At 60.2% G+C, this 26250-nt stretch carries 25 protein-coding genes; 21 read left to right on the top strand and 4 right to left on the bottom strand.

All coding sequences use genetic code 11. From position 1 onward, the window contains the following. The 12 genes from napG to M8318_RS10480 are packed head-to-tail and all read left to right on the top strand — an operon-like array spanning window position 1 to window position 8868. On the top strand, window positions 1-693 hold the full coding sequence (gene napG / locus M8318_RS10535; protein ID WP_262662464.1) for a ferredoxin-type protein NapG: 693 nt from the start codon (window positions 1-3) through the stop codon (window positions 691-693). Further along, window positions 680-1543, top strand: a complete 864-nt coding sequence (napH, locus tag M8318_RS10530; RefSeq protein ID WP_262662462.1) for a quinol dehydrogenase ferredoxin subunit NapH — start codon at window positions 680-682, stop codon at window positions 1541-1543. Before napG ends, napH begins: the two co-directional genes overlap by 14 nt. Then, a complete protein-coding gene (gene napB / locus M8318_RS10525) occupies window positions 1540-1989 on the top strand; it encodes a nitrate reductase cytochrome c-type subunit (protein ID WP_262662461.1) in 450 nt (149 codons plus the stop codon). Before napH ends, napB begins: the two co-directional genes overlap by 4 nt. Window positions 1990-1998: 9 nt before the next feature. Further along, entirely contained in the window at window positions 1999-2601 is a 603-nt protein-coding gene (gene napC / locus M8318_RS10520; protein ID WP_262662704.1) for a cytochrome c-type protein NapC, read from the top strand. Between the two features lie 14 nt (window positions 2602-2615). After that, window positions 2616-3242, top strand: a complete 627-nt coding sequence (gene ccmA, locus M8318_RS10515) for a cytochrome c biogenesis heme-transporting ATPase CcmA (RefSeq protein ID WP_262662460.1) — start codon at window positions 2616-2618, stop codon at window positions 3240-3242. Continuing rightward, entirely contained in the window at window positions 3239-3898 is a 660-nt protein-coding gene (gene ccmB / locus M8318_RS10510; RefSeq protein ID WP_262662458.1) for a heme exporter protein CcmB, read from the top strand. Before ccmA ends, ccmB begins: the two co-directional genes overlap by 4 nt. Before the next feature lie 40 nt (window positions 3899-3938). Next, the gene (locus tag M8318_RS10505) at window positions 3939-4676 is read left to right on the top strand and encodes a heme ABC transporter permease (protein WP_262662457.1); all 738 of its coding nucleotides are present in this window, start codon (window positions 3939-3941) and stop codon (window positions 4674-4676) included. Then, the gene (gene ccmD / locus M8318_RS10500) at window positions 4673-4882 is read left to right on the top strand and encodes a heme exporter protein CcmD (RefSeq protein WP_262662456.1); all 210 of its coding nucleotides are present in this window, start codon (window positions 4673-4675) and stop codon (window positions 4880-4882) included. Before M8318_RS10505 ends, ccmD begins: the two co-directional genes overlap by 4 nt. Next, window positions 4879-5358: a cytochrome c maturation protein CcmE gene (gene ccmE, locus M8318_RS10495; RefSeq protein ID WP_262662454.1), complete on the top strand. Its 480-nt coding sequence runs from the start codon at window positions 4879-4881 to the stop codon at window positions 5356-5358. The genes ccmD and ccmE overlap by 4 nt, the downstream gene beginning before the upstream one ends. Then, the gene (locus tag M8318_RS10490; protein WP_262662452.1) at window positions 5355-7286 is read left to right on the top strand and encodes a heme lyase CcmF/NrfE family subunit; all 1932 of its coding nucleotides are present in this window, start codon (window positions 5355-5357) and stop codon (window positions 7284-7286) included. The genes ccmE and M8318_RS10490 overlap by 4 nt, the downstream gene beginning before the upstream one ends. Continuing rightward, window positions 7283-7840: a thiol:disulfide interchange protein DsbE gene (gene dsbE, locus M8318_RS10485; protein ID WP_262662451.1), complete on the top strand. Its 558-nt coding sequence runs from the start codon at window positions 7283-7285 to the stop codon at window positions 7838-7840. Before M8318_RS10490 ends, dsbE begins: the two co-directional genes overlap by 4 nt. Continuing rightward, window positions 7837-8868, top strand: a complete 1032-nt coding sequence (locus tag M8318_RS10480; RefSeq protein WP_262662450.1) for a cytochrome c-type biogenesis protein CcmH — start codon at window positions 7837-7839, stop codon at window positions 8866-8868. Before dsbE ends, M8318_RS10480 begins: the two co-directional genes overlap by 4 nt. A 13-nt stretch (window positions 8869-8881) precedes the next feature. Here the strand turns inward: M8318_RS10480 and narP are convergent, their stop codons facing one another. Beyond that, window positions 8882-9526 (bottom strand): nitrate/nitrite response regulator protein NarP, encoded by a 645-nt coding sequence (gene narP / locus M8318_RS10475; protein WP_262662448.1) that lies wholly within the window; start codon window positions 9524-9526, stop codon window positions 8882-8884. Window positions 9527-9680: 154 nt separating this feature from the next. Between narP and M8318_RS22735 the strand changes: the two genes are divergently transcribed. Continuing rightward, window positions 9681-10502, top strand: a complete 822-nt coding sequence (locus M8318_RS22735; protein WP_408612234.1) for a hypothetical protein — start codon at window positions 9681-9683, stop codon at window positions 10500-10502. Between the two features lie 93 nt (window positions 10503-10595). Here M8318_RS22735 and M8318_RS10465 read toward each other — a convergent pair whose 3' ends face one another. Next, a complete protein-coding gene (locus M8318_RS10465; protein ID WP_262662446.1) occupies window positions 10596-11036 on the bottom strand; it encodes a winged helix-turn-helix domain-containing protein in 441 nt (146 codons plus the stop codon). Between the two features lie 688 nt (window positions 11037-11724). Here M8318_RS10465 and M8318_RS10460 point away from each other — a divergent pair. The 8 genes from M8318_RS10460 (at window position 11725) to M8318_RS10425 (ending at window position 23428) form a co-directional block, all read left to right on the top strand. Next, complete coding sequence (locus M8318_RS10460; RefSeq protein ID WP_262662444.1) at window positions 11725-12807, top strand: YncE family protein; 1083 nt, start codon at window positions 11725-11727, stop codon at window positions 12805-12807. Window positions 12808-12870: 63 nt separating this feature from the next. Further along, on the top strand, window positions 12871-15057 hold the full coding sequence (locus M8318_RS10455) for a TonB-dependent receptor (protein ID WP_262662442.1): 2187 nt from the start codon (window positions 12871-12873) through the stop codon (window positions 15055-15057). Between the two features lie 119 nt (window positions 15058-15176). After that, the gene (locus tag M8318_RS10450; protein WP_262662440.1) at window positions 15177-17150 is read left to right on the top strand and encodes a PhoX family protein; all 1974 of its coding nucleotides are present in this window, start codon (window positions 15177-15179) and stop codon (window positions 17148-17150) included. A gap of 103 nt (window positions 17151-17253) precedes the next feature. Then, window positions 17254-18642 (top strand): phenylalanine transporter, encoded by a 1389-nt coding sequence (gene pheP, locus M8318_RS10445; protein WP_262662438.1) that lies wholly within the window; start codon window positions 17254-17256, stop codon window positions 18640-18642. A 316-nt stretch (window positions 18643-18958) separates the two neighbouring features. Beyond that, window positions 18959-20197, top strand: coding sequence for an MFS transporter (locus tag M8318_RS10440; protein ID WP_262662437.1), 1239 nt, complete (start codon window positions 18959-18961; stop codon window positions 20195-20197). A gap of 14 nt (window positions 20198-20211) precedes the next feature. Continuing rightward, window positions 20212-21237, top strand: coding sequence for a sugar phosphate isomerase/epimerase family protein (locus M8318_RS10435; protein WP_262662435.1), 1026 nt, complete (start codon window positions 20212-20214; stop codon window positions 21235-21237). After that, complete coding sequence (locus M8318_RS10430; RefSeq protein WP_262662433.1) at window positions 21230-22372, top strand: Gfo/Idh/MocA family protein; 1143 nt, start codon at window positions 21230-21232, stop codon at window positions 22370-22372. The genes M8318_RS10435 and M8318_RS10430 overlap by 8 nt, the downstream gene beginning before the upstream one ends. 75 nt (window positions 22373-22447) lie before the next feature. Continuing rightward, window positions 22448-23428: a LacI family DNA-binding transcriptional regulator gene (locus M8318_RS10425; RefSeq protein ID WP_262662431.1), complete on the top strand. Its 981-nt coding sequence runs from the start codon at window positions 22448-22450 to the stop codon at window positions 23426-23428. A 1-nt stretch (window position 23429) separates the two neighbouring features. Here M8318_RS10425 and M8318_RS10420 read toward each other — a convergent pair whose 3' ends face one another. Together M8318_RS10420 and M8318_RS10415 are read right to left on the bottom strand one after the other, a co-directional pair. Beyond that, window positions 23430-24674: a mechanosensitive ion channel family protein gene (locus M8318_RS10420; protein ID WP_262662429.1), complete on the bottom strand. Its 1245-nt coding sequence runs from the start codon at window positions 24672-24674 to the stop codon at window positions 23430-23432. Between the two features lie 67 nt (window positions 24675-24741). After that, entirely contained in the window at window positions 24742-26178 is a 1437-nt protein-coding gene (locus M8318_RS10415) for an MFS transporter (protein ID WP_262662427.1), read from the bottom strand. Between the last annotated feature and the right edge of the window lie 72 nt (window positions 26179-26250).

The raw sequence follows: 26250 nt of genomic DNA, 5'->3' as shown, positions 1-26250 counted from the left end.
ATGTCCCGGTCTGCGAAACCGAATGGCCGCCGCCGCTTTCTGCGCGATGTACTGCGCACCGCGGGTGGGCTGGCCGCCGTGGGCGTCGCGCTGGGATTACAACAACATACCGCCCGCGCCGCCGGCGTGCGGTTGCGTCCGCCCGGGGCGCTGGACGAAGAAGCTTTTGCCCGCGCCTGCGTACGCTGCGGCCAGTGCGTGCAGGCCTGTCCGTACGACACCCTGAAGCTGGCGACGCTGGCCTCGGGGCTGTCGGCTGGCACGCCGTACTTTGTGGCACGCGATATCCCTTGCGAAATGTGCGAAGACATTCCCTGCGCCCGGGTCTGCCCGAGCGGGGCGCTGGATCGCGGGATCGCCAGTATTGACGATGCGCGCATGGGGCTGGCGGTGCTGCTGGATCAGGAGAACTGCCTCAACTTCCAGGGCTTGCGCTGCGACGTGTGCTACCGCGACTGCCCAAAAATCGACGAGGCCATCACCCTCGAGCTGGATCGCAATCTGCGCACCGGCAAGCACGCCCGTTTTCTGCCCACCGTACACAGCGAGGCCTGCACCGGCTGCGGTAAATGCGAGAAGGTCTGCGTCCTGGAGCAACCGGCGATCAAAGTCCTGCCGCTGTCGCTGGCGAAAGGGGAGTTGGGCCATCACTACCGCTTCGGCTGGCTGGAGGGCAACGATGGCAAACCGTAAGCGTGATGCCGGGCGTGAAGCGCAGGCGAAAAAGGGCTGGTGGCGCAGCCACCGCTGGCTGGTTCTGCGTCGCCTCAGCCAGTTCGCCATTCTGGGGATGTTCCTCACCGGGCCCTGGCTGGGGGTGTGGATCCTGCATGGCAACTACAGCAGCAGCCTGCTGCTGGACAGGGTGCCGCTGACCGATCCGCTGATGGCTCTGCAAAGCCTCGCCAGCGGCCATCTGCCCGCCGTGCTGGCGCTGACCGGGGCGGTGATTATCACCCTGCTGTATGCCCTGGCCGGTAAGCGGCTGTTCTGCGGCTGGGTCTGCCCGCTGAACCCGGTAACGGATCTTGCCAGCGCCCTGCGCAGACGATTTGACCTGAATCACTCCGCGACCATTCCACGTCATATCCGCTATGTCGTGCCGGGAATGGTGCTGGCGGGTTCCGCGCTGACCGGCACGCTGCTGTGGGAATGGATCAACCCGGTTTCCCTGATGGGACGGAGCCTGGTGCTGGGCTTCGGCAGCGGCGCACTGTTGATTATCGCCCTGTTTTTATTTGATTTACTGGTCGTCGAGCACGGCTGGTGCGGGCATCTCTGCCCGACGGGCGCCCTGTACGGCGTGCTGGGCAGCAAAGGCGTGTTAACGGTGGCCGCACACGATCGCCACCGCTGCACCCGCTGTATGGACTGTTTCCATGTGTGCCCGGAACCGCATGTGCTGCGTGCCCCGGTGCTGGATGAGCAAAGCCCGGTGCAGGTGACCAGCCGTGACTGTCTGGTCTGCGGTCGCTGTGTCGATGTCTGTTCTGAGGATGTTTTTACACTAACTACGCGATGGAGTTCGGGAGCGAAACAATGAAAAGCCATGACCTGAAGAAGGCGCTATGTCAATGGATGGCCGGGCTTGCCCTGGTGGTGAGCGGCGCGGTGTGGGCCGCAAATGGCGTGGATCTCAGCCAGTCGCCGGAAGTCTCCGGGACCCAGGAGGGGACGATCCGCATCCAGAAAGAGCAGGGTCGCATGCCGCTGAACTATGTTAACCAGCCGCCGATGATCCCGCACAGCGTGGATGGCTATCAGGTCACTACCAACACTAACCGCTGCCTGCAGTGTCACGGCGTGGAGAGCTATCGCACTACTGGCGCGCCGCGCATCAGCCCGACCCACTTTATGGACAGCAACGGCAACGTCGGGGCCGAGGTGGCACCGCGTCGTTACTTCTGCCTGCAGTGCCACGTGCCGCAGTCTGACGCCGCGCCGATTGTGGAGAACACCTTCACCCCCTCGAAAGGTTACGGAAAATAAGAGGTCATGATGGAAAAGTCTACCCGTAAACCAGGCTGGATTAAGCGTCTCTGGCACTGGTGGCGTCGCCCCAGCCGCCTGGCGCTGGGTACGCTGCTGTTAATCGGCTTTGTCGGCGGCATTATTTTCTGGGGCGGTTTCAACACCGGGATGGAAAAGGCCAACACCGAAGAATTTTGCATCAGCTGTCACGAAATGCGTAACACGGTCTATCAGGAGTATATGGAGTCCGTGCACTACAACAACCGCAGCGGGGTACGCGCCACCTGCCCGGATTGCCACGTGCCGCACGAGTTTGTGCCGAAGATGATCCGCAAGATCCAGGCCAGCAAGGAGCTGTACGCCAAAGCCTTAGGACTGATTGATACGCCGCAGAAATTTGAAGCGCACCGTCTGGCCATGGCGCAAAACGAGTGGCGGCGGATGAAAGAGAACAACTCTCAGGAATGCCGTAACTGCCACAACTTTGAGTTTATGGATCTCACCGCCCAGAAAGGGGTCGCAGCGAAAATGCACGACCAGGCGGTGAAGGATGGACAGACCTGTATTGACTGCCATAAAGGGATTGCGCACAAGCTCCCGGATATGCGCCACGTCAAACCGGGCTTTTAACAGGATGTTAATGCGTGGGCCAACTTGAAGCCAAAGGACTGCTCTGCGAACGGGATGACCGAATCCTGTTCAGCGATCTCTCATTCCAGGTGAACGCCGGGGAGTGGATACAGATTACCGGGGGTAACGGCGCGGGGAAAACCACCCTGCTGCGGCTGCTCACCGGGCTGGCGCGCCCCGATGCCGGGGAGGTGTGCTGGCAGGGCGAGCCCCTGCATCGGGACCGCGACAGCTATCATCAACATCTGCTGTGGCTTGGCCACCAGCCGGGGATCAAAACCCGGCTGACGGCGCTGGAGAACCTGCGCTTTTTCCATCATCACGGCGACAGCGCCCGGTGTATGGATGCCCTTGCACAGGCGGGGCTGGCCGGCTATGAAGACATTCCCGTTAACCAGCTCTCCGCTGGCCAGCAGCGCCGCGTGGCGCTGGCACGTCTCTGGCTGACCCACGCCATCCTCTGGATCCTCGACGAACCCTTTACCGCCATCGATGTCAACGGCGTCGAACGCCTGACCCGGCGCATGGCCGACCACACCGCCCGGGGCGGGATGGTGATCATGACCACCCACCAGCCGCTGAACGTGGCGGGGGATAAAATCCGCCGTATCGCGCTGACCAGTGAGAGGGCCGGGCAATGATGTGGCGCATCTTCCGCCTTGAGCTGCGGGTAGCCTTCCGCCACAGCGCAGAGATCGCCAATCCGCTGTGGTTTTTCCTGATCGTCATCACCCTTTTCCCGCTGAGTCTTGGCCCGGAGCCGCAGCTGCTGGCGCGCATTGCCCCCGGCATTATCTGGGTCGCCGCGCTGCTCGCCTCGCTGCTGGCGCTGGAGCGCCTGTTTCGTGACGACCTGCAGGACGGCAGTCTGGAGCAACTGATGCTGCTGCCCCTGCCGCTCCCGGCGGTGGTGCTGGCGAAAGTGATGGCGCACTGGATGGTGACCGGACTGCCGCTGCTGATCCTCTCTCCGGTGATTGCGCTCCTGCTCGGCATGGACCTCTACGGCTGGAAAATTATGGCCCTGACCCTGCTGCTGGGCACGCCGACGCTGGGGTTCCTCGGGGCGCCTGGGGTGGGATTAACGGTCGGGCTCAAACGCGGCGGGGTACTGCTGAGCGTGCTGGTGCTGCCGCTGACCATCCCGTTACTGATTTTTGCTACCGCCGCGATGGATGCGGCTTCCATGCGCCTCCCTGTTGAGGGGTACATGGCTATTCTGGGCGCGCTGCTGGCTGGCAGCGCAACGTTAAGCCCGTTCGCGACGGCGGCTGCGCTACGCATCAGCGTGCAGTAGCGCGGTATTCATTCGTGTGTCTGAATCTGGTAACTGAACTATGTGGAAAACACTTCATCAACTGGCAATCCCGCCGCGGCTCTATCAGATCTGCGGCTACTTCATTCCGTGGCTGGCGATAGCCAGCGTCCTGGTGCTGGCCGCAGGCTGGATCTGGGGATTCGGCTTCGCCCCGGCGGATTATCAGCAGGGCGATAGCTATCGCATTATCTATCTGCACGTCCCGGCCGCCATCTGGTCGATGGGGATCTACGCCGGGATGGCAGTGGCGGCGTTTATCGGCCTGGTCTGGCAGCTGAAGATGGCCAACCTGGCCCTGGCGGCGATGGCACCCATCGGAGCGGTGCTGACCTTTATTGCGCTGGTGACCGGCTCGGCGTGGGGCAAACCGATGTGGGGCACCTGGTGGGTCTGGGATGCGCGCCTCACCTCTGAGCTGGTGCTGCTGTTTCTCTATATCGGCGTGATTGCCCTGTGGCACGCCTTTGACGATCGCCGGCAAGCCGGACGTGCCGCCGGGATCCTGGTGCTGATCGGCGTGGTGAATCTGCCAATTATTCACTACTCAGTGGAGTGGTGGAACACCCTGCATCAGGGCTCGACCAATATGCAGCAAAGTATCGATCCGGCGATGCGCATGCCGCTGCGCCTGGCGATTATCGGCACGCTGCTGCTGTTCATTACGCTGACCCTGATGCGGATGCGTAACCTGATTTTGTTGATGGAAAAACGTCGCCCGTGGGTGGGTGAACTGATGTTAAAAGGAGGCTACCAGTGAACAGCGCATTTGCATCCTGGAGTGAATTCTTCGCCATGGGCGGCTACGCCTTTTACGTCTGGCTGGCGGTGGCGATGACCCTGATTCCGCTGGCGATCCTGGTGGTGCACACCGTTATGCAGCATCGCGCCATCTTGCGCGGGATCGTCCAACAGCGCGCGCGGGAAACCCGCCTGCGTGCTGCCCAGGCACGGGAGGCCGTATGAATCCCCGGCGTAAAAACCGTTTGTGGGTCGCCTGCGCCGTGCTGGTCGGGCTGGCCCTGACCATCACCCTGGTGCTTTATGCCCTGCGGTCCAGTATCGACCTGTTCTATACCCCAGGCGAGATCCTCTACGGCAAGCGCGAAACGCAGCAGCTGCCCGAGGTGGGCCAGCGCCTGCGCGTGGGCGGGATGGTGCTGCCCGGCAGCGTTAAGCGTGATCCTGATTCCCTGAAGGTCTCCTTCAGCATCTACGACGCTGAAGGAGAGGTGGATGTTACTTACGAAGGCATCCTGCCGGATCTGTTCCGCGAAGGGCAGGGCGTGGTGGTTCAGGGGGAGCTGGAGACGGGAAACCGTGTCCAGGCCAAAGAGGTGCTGGCCAAACATGATGAAAACTACACCCCGCCGGAAGTGAAAAAGGCGATGGAGGAGAATCACCGCCGCCCGGCAAGTGTCTACAAGGATAACGCCTCATGATGCCTGAACTCGGTAACGCCCTGCTGTGCCTGGCGCTTGGCGTCGCGCTCCTGCTCTCTGTCTACCCGCTGTGGGGCGTGGCCCGGGGCGATCGGCGGATGATGGCCTCGTCTCGCCTGTTTGCCTGGCTGCTGTTTATGCTGGTGATGGGCGCATTTATCGTGCTGATCCATGCCTTCGTGGTGAATGATTTCTCGGTGACCTATGTCGCCAGCAACTCCAACACCCAGCTTCCGGTCTGGTATCGCGTGGCGGCCACCTGGGGTGCCCACGAAGGCTCCTTGCTGCTGTGGGTGCTGTTAATGAGCGGCTGGACCTTTGCCGTGGCGCTGTGCAGCCAGCGGATGCCGCTGGATATCGTGGCGCGCGTGCTGGCGGTGATGGGGATGGTCAGCGTCGGCTTCCTGCTGTTTATTCTCTTCACCTCCAACCCCTTTGCCCGCACCCTGCCGGACTTCCCGATTGAGGGGCGCGACCTCAACCCGCTCCTGCAGGATCCGGGCCTTATCCTGCATCCGCCGCTGCTCTATATGGGCTACGTCGGCTTCTCGGTGGCCTTTGCCTTTGCCATTGCCGCGTTGCTGAGCGGGCGTCTGGACAGCACCTTTGCCCGCTTTGCCCGTCCCTGGACGCTGGCGGCGTGGGTCTGCCTGACGCTGGGGATCGTGCTGGGCTCCGCGTGGGCCTATTACGAACTGGGCTGGGGCGGCTGGTGGTTCTGGGATCCGGTGGAGAACGCCTCGTTTATGCCGTGGCTGGTAGGCACCGCCCTGATGCACTCCCTGGCGGTCTCCGAGCAGCGCGCCAGCTTTAAAGCCTGGTCGCTGCTGCTCTCCATCAACGCCTTTTCCCTGTGCCTGCTGGGCACCTTCCTTGTGCGCTCCGGGGTGCTGGTCTCGGTGCATGCCTTCGCCTCGGATCCGGCGCGCGGGATGTTTATCCTCGCCTTTATGGTGCTGGTGATCGGCGGCTCGCTGCTGCTGTTTGCCACCCGCGGGCACAAGGTGCGCTCCCGGGTGAATAATGCCCTCTGGTCCCGGGAGTCGCTGCTGCTTGGCAACAACGTGCTGCTGCTCACCGCCATGCTGGTGGTGCTGCTGGGCACTCTGCTGCCGCTGGTACATAAGCAGCTGGGGCTGGGGAGTATTTCCATTGGCGGGCCATTCTTCAACACCATGTTTACCTGGCTGATGGCGCCGTTTGCGCTGCTGGTGGGAATCGGCCCGCTGGTGCGCTGGGGACGCGACAGGCCGCGTAAGCTCCGGGGCCTGCTGGCGATTGCCCTGGTGAGTACCCTGGCGCTCTCCCTGCTGCTGCCGTGGCTGGTCGGCAACCGGATTGTCGCCATGACGGTGGTCGGGCTGGCGATGGCGTGCTGGGTTTTCGTGCTGGCGCTGGCCGAAGTGGCGCTGCGCGTCTCGCGTGGGACAAAGATGACCCTCAGCTATGGCGGGATGGTCGCCGGGCACCTTGGGCTGGCAGTGACTATCGTTGGCATCGCCTTCAGCCAGAACTACAGCGTCGAGCGGGACGTACGCATGAAGGCCGGGGATAGCGTGGAGATCCACGACTATCGCTTCACCTTCCGCGACGTTAAGGACATTACCGGCCCGAACTACCGGGGCGGGGTGGCGACGATTGGCGTGACGCGCAACGGCAACGTCGAAGCGGTGTTGCAGGCGGAAAAACGCTTCTACAACAGCGCCCGCTCGATGATGACCGAAGCGGCGATTGATGGTGGCATCACTCGCGACCTGTATGCCGCCCTTGGGGAGGAGCTGGATAACGGCGCCTGGGCTGTGCGTCTCTACTACAAACCCTTTGTCCGCTGGATCTGGGCCGGGGGATTGCTGATGGCGCTGGGCGGGCTGCTGTGCCTGGGCGATCCGCGCTACCGCAGGCACAACAAGGCATCGGAGGCCGTATGAAGCGCAATATCCTGTTAGTGCCTTTTATTATTTTCCTGCTGATTGCGGCGGCGTTGCTGTGGCAGCTGGCGCGCAACGCCGACGGCGACAATCCAACGAATCTGGAGTCGGCCCTGATCGGCAAACCGGTCCCCACCTTCCGCCTGGAGTCGCTGGATAACCCCGGCCAACATTATCAGGCCGACGTACTCACCCAGGGCAGGCCGGTGCTGCTTAACGTCTGGGCCACCTGGTGCCCGACCTGTCGGGCCGAGCATCAGTACCTGAACCAGCTCTCCGCGCAGGGGATCCGGGTGGTGGGGATGAACTACAAAGACGATCGCCAGAAAGCCACCACCTGGCTGAAGGAACTGGGCAACCCGTACGCGCTGAGCCTGTTTGATGGCGATGGCATGCTGGGGCTGGATCTGGGGGTCTACGGCGCGCCGGAAACCTTCCTGATCGACGGAAAAGGGATTATTCGCTATCGCCATGCCGGGGCGCTGACCGCCCAGGTCTGGCAGAGCGAGATCAAACCGCTGTGGGATCGGTACAGCAAGGAGGCCGCACAATGAGGTTTTTACTGGGGATGCTGATGCTGGCGATTGCCGGGTCGGCGCTGGCCACCATCGACGTGATGACTTTTAAGGATGAAGCCCAGGAGCAGCAGTTCCGCCAGCTGACGGAGCAGCTGCGCTGCCCGAAATGCCAGAACAACAGCATTGCGGATTCCAACGCCATGATCGCCGTCGACCTGCGGCACAAGGTCTATGCGCTGATGCAGGAGGGGAAGAGCAATAAAGAGATCGTGGAGTATATGGTGGCGCGCTACGGCAGTTTCGTCACCTACGATCCGCCGTTAACCCCGCTGACGATCCTGCTGTGGCTACTGCCGCTGACCGCCATCGGCACCGGGGGCTGGGTGATTTATGCCCGCTCCCGTCGTCGGGTAGGGCTCGCCCGGGAGGAGGTCGCCGCCGTGCCACAGGGCAAACGCGCGGGCCTATGGCTTTATGTGCCTGGGGTCGCGATTGCGCTGGCAATAGGGGCGGGGAGCTACTGGCAGACCGGGCACTTTACGCAGGTGAAGGTCTGGCAGCAGGCGAAGGACCAGACGCCGGCTCTGCTGGAACGGGCGTTAAATCCGCAGGCGCAGCCGCTGAATGAAGAGGAGCTGGCGCGTCTGGCGCTCGGGCTGCGCACCCGATTGCAAAGCGATGCCGGGAACGTCGAAGGCTGGATCATGCTGGGGCGTATCGGGATGGCGCTGGGCAATGCCAGTACCGCAACGGAGGCGTACGCCAGAGCGTACCGGCTGGCGCCGGAAAACAGCGATGCCGCGCTCGGGTACGCCGAAGCCCTGACGCGCTCCACCGATCCGGATGATAACCGTCTGGGAGGGGAGCTGTTGCGCCAGCTGGTGAAGCGCGACCACGCCAACGTGCGCGTCCTCAGCATGTTTGCCTTTAACGCCTTTGAGCAGCAGCGATTCAGTGAAGCGATTGCGGCCTGGGAGATGATGCTGAAGTTACTTCCTGCCGGTGACATCCGCCGTTCGGTGATTGAGCGCAGTATCCAGCAGGCGATGGCGCAGGGGAAATAGCTCTCCGGCCCGGTTACAGACCGCGGGTCTGCAGGAACAGGACGGTGGCCGCCACCCGCGAGCGCAGGTTCAGCTTGCGCAGCAGGTTGCGAATATGCACTTTCACCGTCTGCTCGGCAATGTTGAGGGCCGCGGCGATCTGTTTATTCGACTGGCCCTGCGCCAGCTCATGGAGCACGTCCAGCTCACGTTCGGTCAGAACGCTTAGCGGATCGGTGGTCACGCCGGAGGTATCACGCGCCCGCAGGTAGTCGCTGACGCGCCTGCTGAAGGTTTTCCCGCCCTTTGCCCCGATCAGAATGTCCTCCAGCAACACTTCCGGATCGCTGTCTTTCAGCAGATAACCGTCGGCACCGGCATTGACCAGGGTGGCGATATCGCTGGTGGAGTCCGATGCGGTCAGAATGATAATCTGCGCCGTAATGTCGTGCCGCCGCAGCGCATTCAGGGTATCGAGCCCGCTCATGCCTTTCATGTTGAGATCCAGCAGGATCACATCCACCTCAAGGCGGCTCGCCAGACCGATGGCGCTCTCCCCATCCCCCGCTTCGGCCACCACCTGAAAGGCGCTGTTCAGCGCCAGCAACTGGCGAATGCCCCGGCGCATCAGGGGATGATCGTCCACAATAAGTACCTGATAAGGCGCTAGTTCTGCCATACTCCTCTGTCCCTGTAGATGGTGTGGTTTTTTCTGGCGATAGTGTATGCCCCAGGCCGCAGTTTTGCACCGGGTATCGGCCTGAGACTTGACTCCATTCTCACTAAGATTTTTCTGTATAATACCGCCGAACGCGCGGGTAGCCCCTGCGCGGATGTCGGGTGAATATGAAGAGGGAATGATGTCCGGTATTGCGCATTACTATGAACAGCAGCAGATTAGCAGCCCGCAGCAGGTGGCCACGCTGTCGGCGCAGCCGTCGTCAGCCGGAATGACGCAGACCAGCGTACCCGCCTCTTTTCAGCAGTTAACCCACTCTTCGCAGCCGATCGTTGCCCAGCCTGCGGCAAGCTCACCGCAACCTGCCGACCGCCGTCATGCCTCGGTGACCGCCACGCCCGCCTCGTTTGAGCAACTGGGGCAGTACGCCAGCCTGCAGGGCTGGAGCGAAAATCAGCTCGCGCTGATGAACCGCTTACCCCAGTACCGCAGCAGCCGCACCGGCCCCGCATGGTCGCCGGTCGGGGGGATCCGCGGGATCCGCAATAACAACCCGGGCAATCTGGAGGCCAGCTGGGCCTTCACCTGGCAGGGGCAGAACGGTACCGACGGGCGTTTTGCCACCTTTGCGTCCCCGGAACACGGCATCCGCGCCCTGGGCGTCAACCTGCTTGCTTACCAGCGGCGTGGGCTGGATACCATCAGTAAAATTATTAACCGCTGGGCACCGCCGCAGGATAATAACAATACCACCGCGTACATTCAGAGCGTCAGTCAGGCTCTTGGGGTCACACCGACCACCCGGATTGATGTGACCTCGCCAGACGTCTTAACCGCGCTGAGTAAAGCGATTATTCAGCATGAGAATGGGAGCGTGCCATTTTCCGATGAGACCATCGCAAGCAGCGTCTTGTCGGCTCTGGGGATGGCGGCGCTGTCGGACAGCCCGACGCCGGTGCGGGTTGGTGGACGTTAATCATAGCCAGCGGGGTGAACACCCTGGCGTGGGTCATCAAGATATAAAAAAAGCCCCTCGCATTATTGTTCAGGGCGAACGCCTGGGTTGACATCACTCACTCAGGCTATCTATTTTCTCCCTTTTTTTAGCAGGCTGAGGCGGGAGTTCACTCATCCTGTAATATATCGGTATCACATCCGGATAATTAATCATGTAGCCGCGACCTTTTATGTTGCGGATAAAATCGGCGGGCAGTCCCAGCAGGCTCAGCTTTTTATTGAGGTTGTTCAGGACCTGCCATAATCGCTGCGAGGAAGGACATAAATTATTCTCCTCCCAGATTTTGTGGAACAGCTCTTCTTTGCTGATGGCCGTGCGGCGACCATGCTCCAGCAGATAGAGAAAAAGCCTGAGCATAGTTTCATTAAAATAGATTGATGCAAAAGCAATACTTTTATCGGTGGGACTGCCCGTGAGTCGATACAGCCTGCGATTTGAAATATCAAAATGAATTTCATCGCCGATCATAAATCCATAGAGTCGATAGCCCATCTATTTAATACCTGAATAATTAAATAAAATACCGATCCTGGCCTGCACGCCGAACATAAGTCCACACCATTTTTAGGAGGGATTATATGGTTGCTATGAATGTTTTCCAATACACACCCCGGTGCACTACGGGAACGCGGTCAAGGAACCCTCAGGTATATACTTTGATTGCTCTAAACCCTATTTTTGGCATTAAACGCTGTCTGGTGTATTCTCATTTTGCTTTTATGCTGATTTTGCATAACGAGGCAAGTCATCAAGAGGAAATGGTGTATTTAAGCGTCGCATTAGCATTTTGCTCTAATGAATAAACAGGCGAGCAATAGCATCCAGGAGTGAATATCCTTCCGTCCGATGCCGACCGCTATTATTCCAACTACCGCTATTGTACTAAAGGATAATACTGCGCCCTCAGAGGGGGGGTATTCACACCCCTTTTTTACTTTGTTGCCCCTGTTTACACTTGATTACAGATAGATAATGAGTATAGTTCTCATTCTCTTTAGTGTTTGCGGGCGCGTAGGGACTATCCCGCATTAACAGTGAGTGCAGATCTCACACGGAACACTGAGTGTTATCGGTGGACGCTGCACTGGCCTGACGGCCTGAAACCCTAACCATAATCGCAACCATTATGCGACGCAGGCGTCCTCCTCAAATTTGATTTGCACGGTAAAGGATGTCCCTGATGACCAAGAAATTGTCCGCCCTGGCGCTGCTTGTCGCCGTCTCCCTTAGCGGCTGCGCCGCCCAGCACTCGGCGACAACCGCGCCCGCCGCTGATGCCCCGAAACCTGCCGCCCCCGCACAAACCAACGTGTTAAAACGCGATCTGGCGGATGGCCTGTACGAAATGGTGCTGAGCCCGAAAGGCGATGCGCTGTACGTTGCCAGCTCAGAAGGCTTTAAGGACGTGCAGGGCGGCGTGGTCTACAAGCTCGATCCAACGACCCTGAAGACCATTGGTCGCAGCCATACCGATCTGAAAAACTTCGCCCTCGCACTCTCTGAAGACGGTCAGACCCTCTATGCCACTAACTCGCTGGACGGTGGGATCAGCGCCATCAGCACCGCTGACGGCAAGGTCAAAAAACGCCTGCTGTTTACCGAGCGCAACAAAGAGGGTTACCCGTACGGCGCGCGTCAGGTGCTGCTGCATAACGACGTGCTATACATCGGCGGCGTCGCCGATCCGGCGGTGATCTGGGTGGTGGATGCCAACACGCTGAAGCTGAAAAAGACCATCAAAAATGCGGGCCAGTGGGTCACCGGCCTGATGTGGTCTGAGCAAACCCAGCGCATTTACGTGGCCAACGGCGGGGGTGAAATCCTGGTGCTGGATCCTAAGAGCAACCGCATCGAAAAACGCTGGAAGCCGCTCGGGGACAAACCTGCGCTGCTGCTGAACCTCGCGGAAGACAACGCGACCGGCCGCCTGTTCGTGACCGATAACTCGAAAGCCAAAACCACCCTGGTGATGGATATCCGTACCGGCGAGCTGATCAAGCAGTTGGATGTCGGCGACTCAATGGGCGTGAAATTCAACCCGGCGCGTAATGAGCTGTACATCACCCAGCGCGAAAGCGGCAAGCTGCTGAGCCTCGATGCTAAGACCTATGCCGTGAAGCAGAGCTGGGATCTGCCGCCGAACCCGAACAGCCTGCTGCTCTCGGCGGATGGTCAGACCCTGTACGTCACCGTTAAACAGGCGTTCAACAAAGACCACTCCACCAACGGGCCGGACAGCGTTGTGCGTATCGCCCTGAAATAATTTTCCCATAACAATTAAGGCCCGGTAACGGGCCATTTTGCGCGTACTTTGAACGAGTTAATCATGAACCACACCAGAAAAATGAACAAAACGCTGCTGGCCCTCGCCATTGGCGCAATCGCTCATTCCGCCGTGGCGGCAGAGAGCAAAAAAGAAGAGACCATCGTGGTGCAGTCCGCTGCCAGCGACTTTACATCCGGCGGCGACCAGCTGGTGCCGGCCTTCCTTGACGGGCAGGTGGCGAACGGCGGACGCATGGGGATGCTTGGTCAGCAAAATGCGATGGACGTGCCGTTTAACATCATCAGCTACACCGCCAAACTGGTGGAAGACCAGCAGGCGCGGACCATTGGCGACGTAGTGGCGAACGATGCGGGCGTCCAGTCCGTGCAGGGCTACGGCAACAGCGCGGAAAGCTACCGTATTCGCGGCCTGAAGTTCGACGGGGATGACATGACCTTCGGCGGCCTTTCCGGCGTGCTGCCGCGTCAGGTGGTTGACGCCCAGATGGTAGAGCGGATTGAGATCTTCAAAGGCGCTAACTCCCTGATGAACGGCGCGGCCAGCTCCGGCGTCGGCGGGATGATCAACCTTGAGCCGAAACACGCGGGCGCAACCCCGCAGGCGAAAGTGGGCGTGGACTACACCTCTGATTCGCAGATTGGCACCACCCTTGATGCCGGTCGTCGCTTCGGCGACAGCGACCAGTTTGGCGCCCGCGTCAACGTGGTGCACCGTGAAGGCGAAGCGCCAGTCGCCAACGACCGTCGTCGCACCACGCTGCTCTCCACCGGCCTCGACTATGCCGGGGAGAATTTCCGCACCTCCGTGGACATGGGATATCAGAAGAAAACCTTCCACGGCTCTGAGACCGGGGTCAACATCTCCGGGGTGAATTTCGTTCCTGAGCCGCCGAAAAACGATCGCAACTATTCGCAGAAATGGGCCTACAGCAATATCGAAAACGAATTCGGCATGTGGCGCAGCGAGTATGACATCACCGACAGCTGGACCGCCTACACCGGCCTCGGTGCCCAGCACGCCCATGAAGAGGGGCTGTACAGCGGGGCGAAGCTGGTCGACAAAAGCGGCAAAGCCACCGCGTCCCGCCTGGATACCAACCGCATCAGCGACAGCGTAAGCGGCATGGCGGGCATCCGCGGTAACTTTGCCACCGGGTTTGTGACCCACAAGGTCAACGTCGGCTACTCGGCGATGACCAAAAACGAGAAAATTGCGTGGAAGATGTCAGCCGCGGCGAATAACCCGGTCACCAATATCTATCACAACACCGGCGTGGATGCGCCACCGAGCACCAACTCCAACGGGGCGGGCGGTAATTACAGCGATCCGCTGACCAGCGGCCGCACCCGCACCCAGGGCTGGCTGCTGAGCGACACCCTCGGCGTGCTGGACGACAAACTGCTGTTCACCGTCGGGGCTCGTCATCAGAAAGTGGTGATCCGCGGCTATAACAAAGTGACCGGCATCGAAAACGCGGGAGACAGCTTCGACGGCGACCGCTGGATGCCGACCTATGGCGTAGTCTACAAGCCGTGGAACGAGATCTCGCTGTATGCCAACCACACCGAGGCGCTGCAGCCGGGTAAAACCGCGCCTAACACCGCCATCAACTACGGCCAGAGCACCGGTATCGTCCACTCTAAGCAGAACGAAGTGGGCGTGAAGGCCGACTTTGGTCGCGTGGGCGGCTCGCTGGCGCTGTTTGAGATCAAAATGCCGTCCGCCATTCTCGACAGCCAGACCAAATACTACGGTCTGGATGCCGAGCAGCGTAACCGCGGCGTGGAGCTGAACGTCTTTGGCGAGCCGATGCTGGGCCTGCGTCTGAACGCCAGCGCTACCTGGCTGCAGGCGGAGCTGACCAAAACCAACAACGGGGTTAACCAGGGCAACGACGCCATTGGCGTCCCGTCGTTCTACGGCGTGCTCGGCGCGGAGTATGACATCAAGCCTGTCGATGGCCTGACCGCCATCGCCCGCGTGAACCACTCCGGTTCTCAGTATGCGGATCTGGCCAATAGCAAAAAGCTGGACAGCTACACCACCCTTGATCTGGGCATGCGTTATCGCTTCGCGGTGAACAACGAGCAGAACCAGATGACCGTTCGCGCCGGGATTGAAAACGTCACCGACGAGAACTACTGGTCAAGCGTGGACGACGGCGGCACCTACCTGTTCCAGGGTGAGCCGCGCACCTTTAAGGTCTCCGTCGGCTACGAGTTCTGAGTTCCACCCTCGTTATCGGGGCAGGGACGCCCCACCTTCCGGCTGTTATAAAAATGTAATCAATTGTTCTTATAGTGTTCCCACTTTGTCATTTCTTAGCCTAAAGACAGGAAGCCATCGTGGGTAAACCTCTTAAGTCCGTATTTAAAAAAGAACATCGCGACGATGTCAGCAATCCCAGCGCTAACCCGGTATTTTCCAGCGTGGCGGAGATGTTCCTCTCCCGCCGCCGTTTCTTGCAGATGGGCGCCGTTGCCGGTGCCGCTGCCTCCTTCCCCTTTTTACTCAAGCCTGAAAACGCCCTGGCCGCGGTTTCACAGCCTTCAGCCCTGAGCAAAGCGGTCTCGCTCGGCTTTACCAGCATTCCGGTCTCGACCGACGATAGGGTCAGGGTGCCCGAGGGCTATATCGCGCGGCCTTTCTACCGCTGGGGCGATGCCACCGGCATCAAGGGGAATATGCCTGAATTCAAATTTGACGCCAGCAACACGGCGGACGAGCAGGCGGCGCAGGCGGGCATGCACCATGACGGCATGGCGTGGTTTAGCCTGCCGCAAGGGGAGGAGAATCCCGGTCACGGCCTGCTGGCGATGAACCACGAGTACATCGACAACGGCATGCTCTTTACCGACGGCACCGCCAGCTGGAACCTGGATAAAGCGCGCAAAGGCCAGAACGCCATGGGCGTGTCGATTATCGAAGTGAAAAAGAGCGGCAGCGACTGGGAAGTGGTACGCCCCTCCGGCTTTGCCCGCCGCATCACGGTGAACACCCCGATGCAGCTCACCGGCCCGGCGCGTCAGCAGACGTTAATGAAAACCGCCGCCGATCCTCAGGGCGAGCGGGTGCTGGGCACCATGCAAAACTGCGCCAACGGTTACACCCCCTGGGGAACCTATCTCACCTGCGAAGAGAACTGGTCAGATATTTTCGTCAAGAAAGGCGAGCGTAACGCCCTGGAGAAGCGCTACGGCATCAGCGACAGCGATGAATCCTACCGCTGGAGCGAAGTGGACGACAGGTTCAACGTTGATAAAACGCCCAACGAGCCGAATCGCTTTGGCTGGGTGGTCGAGATCGATCCCTACAACCCGGACTCCACGCCGCGCAAGCACACCGCGCTGGGGCGCTTCAAGCATGAAGGCGCCGCGGTCACCCTGGCCGCCGATAAGCGCGTGGTCACCTATATGGGCGACGACCAGAAGTTTGAGTACATCTACAAATTTGTCTCCGACAATAAATACAATCCGGCGGATCGCGACGCCAACATGCAGCTGCTGACCGCCGGCACGCTCTACGTTGCCCGATTCAATGACGACGGCTCCGGCGAGTGGCTGCCGCTGGTGTTTGGCCAGAACGGCCTGGATAAGAGCAAAGGGTTCGAAAGCCAGGGCGATCTGCTGGTTAAAACCCGTCTGGCGGCCGATGCCGTGGGGGCGACGAAGATGGATCGTCCGGAGTGGATTGCGGTCGATCCCCATAACAGCGGCAGCGTTTACTGCACCCTGACCAACAACAGCGATCGCGGCAAAGAGGGCAAAGCGCCGGTGGATGCGGCCAATCCGCGGGCAAACAACGCGTTCGGCCACATTATGCACTGGCACGAAGAGGGCGGCGATCCTGCGGCGTTACGCTTCAAGTGGGACATCCTGGTGCTGGCCGGGCGCACGGACACCGCGGATGAAAAGGCGAAGGGCAGCATGAAGGGTGCCGAATTTGGTAGCCCGGATGGCCTGTCGTTTGACCATCAGGGCGTGCTCTGGATCCAGACCGACGTCTCCTCCAGCACCATTAACAAGAAAGCGTATGAGGGGATGGGCAATAACCAGATGGTGGCGACCATTCCGGGTACTAACGAGTATCGCCGCTTCCTGACGGGCCCGCGCGGCTGCGAAATCACCGGTATTGCCTTCACCCCGGACAACCGCACGCTGTTTATTAATATTCAGCATCCGGGGGAGGGCGGGGACGACATTACCGATCCGGCCAACCCGCGCGCCGTTTCTAACTGGCCGGACAACAATCCGCAAGGGCGTCCCCGCGCCTCGACGGTGGTCATCACCAGAGTGGACGGCGGCATTATCGGCTCGTGATCGCCTCCCGCCGGGCAGCAACCGTTGCCCGGCGTTTAACTTGCTCCCGCCTGCCTGAAGTGTTAAAAGGTGCCCCTTCCATAGAAAGAGACAGGGGTCAGACGTGAAAAACGCGTCATCCGCTTCAGGCAATGGTGTTGCTGAAGCCTCGTCGGAACAGACACCGACGCTGCATCGTGGTTTACAGAACCGACATATTCAACTTATCGCCCTCGGTGGCGCCATCGGCACCGGGCTGTTCCTCGGTATTGGGCCTGCGATTCAGATGGCCGGCCCGGCCGTGCTGCTGGGTTATGCCATCGCGGGCATTATCGCTTTTCTGATCATGCGCCAGCTCGGCGAGATGGTAGTGGAAGAGCCGGTGTCCGGCTCCTTCGCCCACTTTGCCTATAAATACTGGGGCCCGTTTGCCGGCTTCCTCTCCGGCTGGAACTACTGGGTGATGTTCGTGCTGGTAGGCATGGCAGAGCTGACCGCCGCGGGCATCTATATGCAGTACTGGCTCCCGGACGTGCCGACCTGGATCTGGGCGGCGGTGTTCTTCATCATCATTAACGCCGTTAACCTTGTGAATGTACGCCTGTACGGTGAGACCGAGTTTTGGTTTGCCTTAATCAAGGTGCTGGCGATCATCGGCATGATCGGCTTTGGCCTGTGGCTGCTGTTCTCCGGACACGGCGGTGAGCGGGCAACCATCGACAACCTCTGGCAGCACGGCGGCTTCCTCGCCACCGGCTGGAAAGGGCTGGTGCTGTCGCTGGCGGTGATCATGTTTTCCTTTGGCGGGCTGGAGCTGATCGGCATTACCGCCGCCGAAGCGCAGGATCCGCATAAAAGTATCCCGAAAGCGGTCAACCAGGTGGTGTACCGTATTCTGCTGTTCTATATCGGTTCGCTGGTGGTGTTACTGGCGCTCTACCCGTGGGTGGAAGTGAAGTCCGACAGCAGCCCGTTTGTGATGATTTTCCACGATCTGAACAGCAACGTGGTGGCTTCGGCGCTCAACTTTGTCATTCTGGTGGCCTCGCTGTCGGTCTACAACAGCGGCGTCTACTCCAACAGCCGGATGCTGTTTGGCCTCTCGGTGCAGGGCAACGCGCCGAAGTTTTTAACCCGCGTCAGCCGTCGCGGCGTGCCGGTCAACTCCCTGCTGCTCTCCGGGGGCATCACCTCCCTGGTGGTGCTGGTCAACTACCTCCTGCCGCACGAAGCCTTTGGCCTGTTGATGGCGCTGGTGGTCGCGACATTGCTGCTGAACTGGATCATGATCTGCCTGGCGCACCTGCGATTCCGCGCGGCGATGCGTCGCAAAGGGCGTGAGACCCAGTTCAAGGCGCTGCTCTACCCGGCGGGGAACTACATCTGTATCGCCTTCCTGGCGATGATCCTGGTGCTGATGTGCACCATGGACGGCATGCGCACCTCGGCCATTCTGTTGCCGGTGTGGATTGTGTTCCTGTTTGCGGCGTTTAAGCTCTCCCGCAAGAAGTAGTGCGCCTTTCGCCCGGTGGCGCTGCGCTTACCGGGCCTGGAAAACTGCAATGCCCGGCGGCGCTTCGCTTGCACGGGCCTACAAAACCCGTAGGCCGGGTAAGGCGTAGCCGCCACCCGGCAGAAATGCGAGCACATAGCAGAACCGTAAGCCGGGTAAGCGCAGCCGCCACCCGGCGCCTCTCATCACCGATCCTCATCTTTATCGTGACCCCCTTCGCACTTCTCAATCAACTCACAGGATCTTTATTTTGTAATCGATTACTTTTCATTTGATACGGTTTGTAATCGATTACTTTTTAAGGGTGGGGATGATCATGGTGTCAACAACTGAAAGTAGTGGAAAGGTGATAGGGCAGCACCGGATGCTGGTGCCGCGCCTGTCGCTGATGATGTTCCTGCAATTTTTTATCTGGGGTAGCTGGTCGGTGACCCTCGGTCTGGTGATGACCCAGCACAACATGTCATTGCTGATCGGCGACGCCTTCTCGGCCGGGCCGATCGCCTCGATTCTGTCGCCGTTCGTCCTCGGCATGCTGGTGGACCGCTTCTTCGCCTCGCAAAAGGTGATGGCGGTGATGCACCTCGCCGGGGCGGCGATCCTGTGGTTCGTACCGGGCGCATTGATCGCGGAAAACGGCGCGCTGCTGATCGGCCTGCTGTTCGGCTACACGCTCTGCTATATGCCAACCCTGGCGCTGACCAATAACATCGCCTTCCACAGCCTGGCGAACGTCGACAAGACCTTCCCGGTGGTTCGCGTGTTTGGCACCATTGGCTGGATTGTGGCCGGGATCTTTATCGGCGTCACCGGCGTGGCCTCCAGTGTTACCATCTTCCACGTGGCGGCGGCCAGCTCCGTCCTGCTGGCGCTCTATAGCTTAACGCTGCCGCACACGCCAGCGCCGGCCAAAGGGATGCCGGTGCAGATGCGCGATCTGTTCTGCGCCGACGCCTTTGCCCTGCTGAAAACGCGTCACTTCTTTATCTTCTGCCTGTGCGCGATGCTGATCTCCGTGCCGCTGGGCACTTACTACGCTTACACCGCCTCCTATCTGGCGGACGCCGGTATTGCCGACGTCAGTACCGCCATGTCCTTCGGCCAGATGTCTGAAATCTTCTTTATGCTGGTGATCCCGCTCCTGTTCCGCCGTCTGGGCGTGAAGTACATGCTGCTGATCGGCATGCTGGCGTGGTTCGTCCGTTACGCGATGTTTGCCATGGGCGTGAGTGAAGAGGGCCGCATTCTGCTGTACCTCGGCATCCTGCTGCACGGCGTCTGCTACGACTTCTTCTTTGTGGTGGGCTTTATCTACACCGACCGCGTGGCGGGCGAAAAGGTAAAAGGCCAGGCGCAGAGCATGATCGTGATGTTCACTTACGGTATCGGCATGCTGCTGGGCTCGCAGATCTCTGGCGCGCTCTACAACCGTCTGGTGGCCGGGCAACCCGTGCCCGAGGCGTGGGTAACATTCTGGTGGATCCCGGCGGTGGCTGCTGCTGTGATTGCACTCGTTTTCCTTGTCTCGTTCAAATATGAAGATGACAAGGCGTAATTTTGGGAGGTGGTATGAGGACGATTAAAGGCCCGGGAATTTTTCTGTCGCAGTTTATCGGTGGGCAACCGCCGTTTAACACCCTCGACGGGCTGGCAGGCTGGGCCGCGGAGAAGGGCTACAACGCGCTGCAAATTCCCTGCAATCATAAGGCGATTTTTGACGTGGAGCTGGCGGTAGAGAGCCAGACCTACTGCGATGAGATCAGCGGCAAACTGGCGAATCATGGGCTGGTCATCAGCGAGCTCTCCACCCATCTGGAAGGGCAGCTGATCGCCGTTAACCCGGCGTACGACGAGGCGTTTGATAACTTTGCCCCACATGCGGTGCGCGGCAACGCGGCCGCCCGCCAGGCGTGGGCTACCGATATCGTGACAAAAGCGGCGGTGGCCTCGGCCCGGCTCGGGTTAACCGCCCACGCCACCTTCTCGGGATCGCTGGCCTGGCCGTTCATGTACCCCTGGCCGCCGCATAACGAGGCGCGCTTTGAAGCGGCCTTCAATGAACTGGCCCGTCGCTGGCGGCCGATTCTGGACGCCTTCGACGAGCAGGGGGTGAATGTCTGCTATGAGATCCACCCTGGCGAAGATCTGCACGACGGGGTCACCTTCGAACGTTTCCTTCAGCTTCTGGACAACCATCCGCGCTGCAATATCCTCTACGATCCGAGCCACCTGCTGTTGCAGCAGATGGATTATCTGACCTTCATCGACCACTACCACACCCGCATCAAGGCGTTCCATGTCAAGGATGCCGAGTACCGTCCCAACGGGCGCAGCGGGGTGTATGGCGGGTACCAGAGCTGGATCAACCGGGCCGGACGCTTCCGCTCCCCGGGTGACGGGCAGATCGACTTCAAGGGCATCTTCAGCAAGCTGACCCAGTATGACTACGACGGCTGGGCAGTGCTGGAGTGGGAATGTTGCCTGAAGGACGGCGACACCGGGGCGCGGGAAGGGCGCGAGTTTATCTCCCGCCACATTATTCCGGTTTCCGATCGGGCATTTGACGATTTCGCCGCAGGAGAACTTCATGATTAACGTCGGCATCATCGGCAGCGGTTTTATCGGCCCGGCGCATATCGAAGCCCTGCGCCGTCTCGGCTTTGTGCAGGTCGTCGCCCTGTGCGACGGCTCTCAGGCGCAGGCCGAAGAGAAAGCCCGGGCGCTGAACATTCCTTACGCCTATGGCAACGTGGACGCCCTGCTGGCCCACCCGGATCTGCACGTGGTGCACAACTGCACGCCAAATCATCTGCATGCGGAGATCAACCGCCAGATCCTGCGCGCCGGGAAGCATGTCTTCTCGGAAAAACCGCTGTGCATGACCCCGGACGAGGCGCGGGAACTGGTGGCCCTGGCGGAGCAGGCGGGCGTGGTGCACGGCGTGAGCTTTGTCTATCGCCAGTTTGCAATGGTGCGCCAGGCGGCGAGCATGGTAGAGGCGGGCACGCTGGGGCGACTGTTTGCTGCCCACGGCAGTTATCTGCAGGACTGGATGCTGCTGGAAACGGATTACAACTGGCGGGTCGACGCGGCCCTCGGGGGAGCGTCTCGCGCGGTGGCGGACATCGGTTCCCACTGGTGCGACACCATTCAGTTCCTGACCGGACGGCGCATCACCGAGGTGATGGCCGATCTGTCTATCGTCTGGCCGACCCGCAAGGCCAACGTGGCCGGGAACCAGACCTTCAGCCAGGCGGGCGATGCGGTGTATGAAGACAAGCCCGTCACCACCGAGGATTTCGGCTCGGTGCTGTTCCGCTTCGACGACGGCAGCAAAGGCAGCTTTACCGTCTCGCAGGTCAGCGCCGGACGGAAAAACCGCCTCAGCCTCGAGGTCAACGGCAGCGAAGGATCCGTGGCCTGGGATCAGGAGGTGCCCCAGCAGCTTTGGGTTGGGCATCGCGCCCTGGCCAATCAGACTCTAACGGACGATCCGGGCCTGATGAACCGCGACGTGGCCGACAGCGCCCACTTCCCGGGTGGTCATATCGAGGGCTGGCCGGACGCCTTTAAGAACATGATGGCGCAGTTTTATCGCGCGGTGCAGGCGGGTGCCATGCCGGAAAAACCGCTGTTCGCCACCTTCCATGACGGGGCGAACGTGATGTATATCATTGACGCGATAGTAAAAAGCCATCAGCAGCAGCGCTGGGTCAGTGTCGCGCAGTAACAGGCTGCCCGGTACGCCGGGCAGCAAATTTATGGTAGCCTGCTGCAAACGCTAACTGCAGGATCACTCGTCGCTATGTCAATTCAGAAAATCGCCCAACTGGCGGGCGTCTCGGTGGCGACGGTATCGCGCGTGCTGAATAACAGCGATACCGTCAAAGCCAAAAACCGCGATCGCGTCTTGCAGGCGATTAAAGAGGCTAACTACCAGCCCAATCTTCTCGCTCGTCAACTGCGCACCTCGCGCAGCTATATGATCCTGGTGATGGTCTCCAACATCGCCAACCCGTTCTGCGCCGAAGTGGTAAAGGGTATTGAGGAGCAGGCAGAGAAAAACGGCTACCGCATTCTGCTGTGCAACTCCGGCTCCGATATTGAGCGCTCCCGCTCAGGGCTCAGCCTGCTGACCGGCAAAATGGTCGATGGCATTATCACTATGGATGCCTTTACCCGCCTCACCGAACTGGCGGCGCTGATTGGCGATGCGCCCTGGGTGCAGTGCGCCGAATACGCCGATGCCGGGGCGGTCTCCTGCGTCGGGATCAACGATGTCGACGCCTCCCAGCATGTGGTCAGCCGCCTGGCCGACGGCGGACGCCAGCGCATTGCGCTGATCAACCACGACCTGAGCTACAAATATGCCCGTCTGCGCGAGCGGGGCTACAAAAGCGTCCTGCACCTGCGGGATCTGACGTATCAGGCCATTGAGTACGCCAGCGATCTCAGCGCGGCGGCCGGGATGGCGGCGATGACCAGACTGCTGGCGGCTGAACCGCGCCCGGATGCGGTGTTTGCGGTGTCTGACACCCTGGCGGCGGGAGCGTTACGCGCTATCGAGAAGGCCGGGTTACGCGTGCCGCAGGATATCGCGGTGGTCGGGTTCGACGGCACCGAGCTGTCGGAGATGGTCTCCCCGCAGCTCAGCACCATCGAGCAGCCGTCGCGGGATATCGGGCGCAAGGCGGTCGATCTGCTGCTGAATAAAATCGACAATCCCGATGCGCCCACCGAGCGGGTAATGATGAACTGGCACTTTATTTCCCGCGCCAGTACCTGAGTTATTTCGCCAGGACCCCGGCCAGGGAGCGAATATCGTTCCCGGTCGGCGTCTGGTGAATGCGCAGACCAAATTCATCGATCACGGCGAAGATGTGATCGAAAATATCGGCCTGAATCGCCTCATATTCCGCCCAGATTACGGTGTTGGTAAACGCATATATTTCCATCGGCAGCCCGTTGGCGTCCGGGGCTAATTGCCGCACCATCAGGGTCATATCCTGGCGAATACGCGGATGGTTGCGCAGATATTCATTCAGGTAGGCGCGGAAGGTGCCAATATTGGTCATCTTGCGCAGATTGAGCACCGATTCCCCTTCGCCATTCTCCTGATTCCACAGCGTAATTTCCTCGTGGCGCGTCGCCATATAGGGCTTAAGCAGCTTCGCCTGAATCAGCTGCTGCTGCTCCTGTTCGTCGAGAAAATGGATGCTGGTGGTATCAATATTCAGGCTGCGCTTAATCCGCCGCCCGCCTGAGGCTGACATCCCGCTCCAGTTGATAAAGGCGTCGGAGACCAGCGCCCAGGTCGGAATGGTGGTGATGGTGTTATCAAAGTTCCGCACCTTAACGGTGGTCAGGCCGATATCGGTCACCGTGCCGTTAGCACCATATTTCGGCATCTCCAGCCAGTCGCCGAGCTTGAGCATATCGTTGGCCGAGAGCTGAATGCCCGCCACCAGCCCGAGGATCGGATCTTTAAACACCAGCATTAATACCGCGGCCATCGCGCCGAGGCCGCTAATCAGAATAGCGGGGGACTGGCCGATCAGCAGGGAGATAATAAGAATGCCCACCAGAATGGCGCTCACCAGCTTGATGCCCTGGAAGATCCCCTTCAGCGGCAATTGCGAGGCGGTGGCCATCTTTTGCGACAGATTGAAAATCACGTCCAGCAGCGAGAAGAAGGCCAGCAGGGCGTACACCATCACCCACAGCTTCGCGCAGGTAGTGAGTATTTCCGCCGCGTCGCTGCCTTTTTGCAGCCACAATACCGCCTGAACGTTGACGATTATCCCCTGCAGGGTAAAGGCCAGACGGTGAAATAACTTATTCTGGGTAATGATTTGCAGCCATAAATGGCTGCTGGCCTGGGCGCGTTTCTCAAAAGCCCGCAGCACCATTTTGTGCAGAATGAAATGAATAATCAGTGCAGTAAGAAAAATAATGCCAAAAATGATCGCGAGGGAGGTGGTGTGATTAATTTCAATACCTGTCTCTTCGATCAGGGAAATGAACTCCTGCATAACGTCTCCTGTATTAAAGCAGCCGCCATAATGGCGGCTGCGGATCTATTATGCAAATTCGCCAGGCCTATTTTACCGCCTGGCAGGGCTTCACCACCGGCAGGCACAGGCGATGGCGCAGCCGCAGGGTGGCCAGCGCCAGGACGATCATCATGACGGTTTCCACCACCAGGAAGAGGTTGATCGCCTCTGCGTAATCCCCGTGATGGCTGTGCAGGGCGTGGAGCAAAATCGCACCGAAGATCGCCGGGCCGAGGCCGAGCGCCGCCTGTTGCAGGGTGCTAAGAATGGCGCTGGCGGCCCCGGCATCGTCAGGCTGAATATCGCGCATCCCGATGCGGTAGAAGCTGTTCACAATCAGCGCCTGGCCGTAGCCCACCAGCCCGGTGGCCGGGGCGAGGGTCAGGGCGGTGTTCTCCAGCCCCCAGATGCGGAAGGTAGCGATCAGCGCCAGCAGGCCGCTTATCTGGATTGCAAGCCCGGTGAGCAAAATGGTGCTGGTGCGGTAGCGGGCAATCAGGCGCGGGGCAAACCACGCCGAGATAAAATAGGTCACGCCGAGGGCGATAAAGCTGTTGCCGGACTGCCAGGGTGCCATCCCCAGACCGGTCTGCATGGTCAGCGCCATACAGAACATAAACCCGGACCAGACGCTGAAAAAGAGCAGCGCAATCAGGATGCCAAAGCGGATGCTGCCGAGCTGCATCAGCCGCGGCGGGATCAGCGGGTGGGCGCCTTCGCGCTCTTTTTTACGCGCATTCAGCGCCATCAAATACGCCAGCGGAATAATGGCAATCAGCGCCGCCTTCAGCGGCCAGGACCAGTGCCACTGCGGCCCCAGCGCCATCGGGAACAGCAGGCAGCAGAGGATTGCCGCCAGTAGCGCGGTGCCCGGCCAGTCGATGCGCGACGGCGTGTCGCGGCGGGTTTCCGGCACGTAGCGACGGCTCAGGGCCAGCACCAGCAGGCAGATCGGCACATTGATAAAGAAGGCGTTACGCCAGCCCAGCCCGGCGATATCCGCCGACACCAGCCAGCCGCCACCCATCTGCCCGACGATAAAGGCAATTCCGCCGATGCCGCCAAACAGGCTGATGGCTTTGGCATGGGCGGTGCCTTTCAGCGTCACGTGCAGGGTGGCGAGAATTTGCGGCATGATCAGCGCTGCGCCCGCACCCTGAACGATGCGCGCGGCCAGCAGCTGCTCGATATTGCCCGCCATCCCGCACAGCAATGAGGCCAGGCCAAAGCTCGCTACGCCCCACATAAACAGACGGCGGCGGCCGAGGTTATCCCCCAGCTTACTGCCGAGCGCCAGGCAGACGGCAAAGGCCACGCCATACAGAGCGACTATCAGCTCCAGCTCGGTGGCGGTGGCATGCAGGGAGTGGGTGATGGAGTCCAGCGCCACGTTGGTGATTGAGGTATCAATCAGCGGCAGCATCTGGCCGGTTAACAGCAATATCAGGCCTGCCCGGCCCGGTGAAACAACTGACGTATTCATGGTGACTCCATTGCGTCAAACAGCGTAGCGTCGTAGCATCAACCATCTGATAAACGGGTACCAGTTCTTGCT

It is taken from the genome of Leclercia tamurae (assembly GCF_025566055.1).
GTDB classification, from domain to species: domain Bacteria; phylum Pseudomonadota; class Gammaproteobacteria; order Enterobacterales; family Enterobacteriaceae; genus Enterobacter; species Enterobacter tamurae.
Note: the sequence above shows the minus strand (reverse complement) of the source record. Positions and strands in the feature narration are given on the sequence as shown.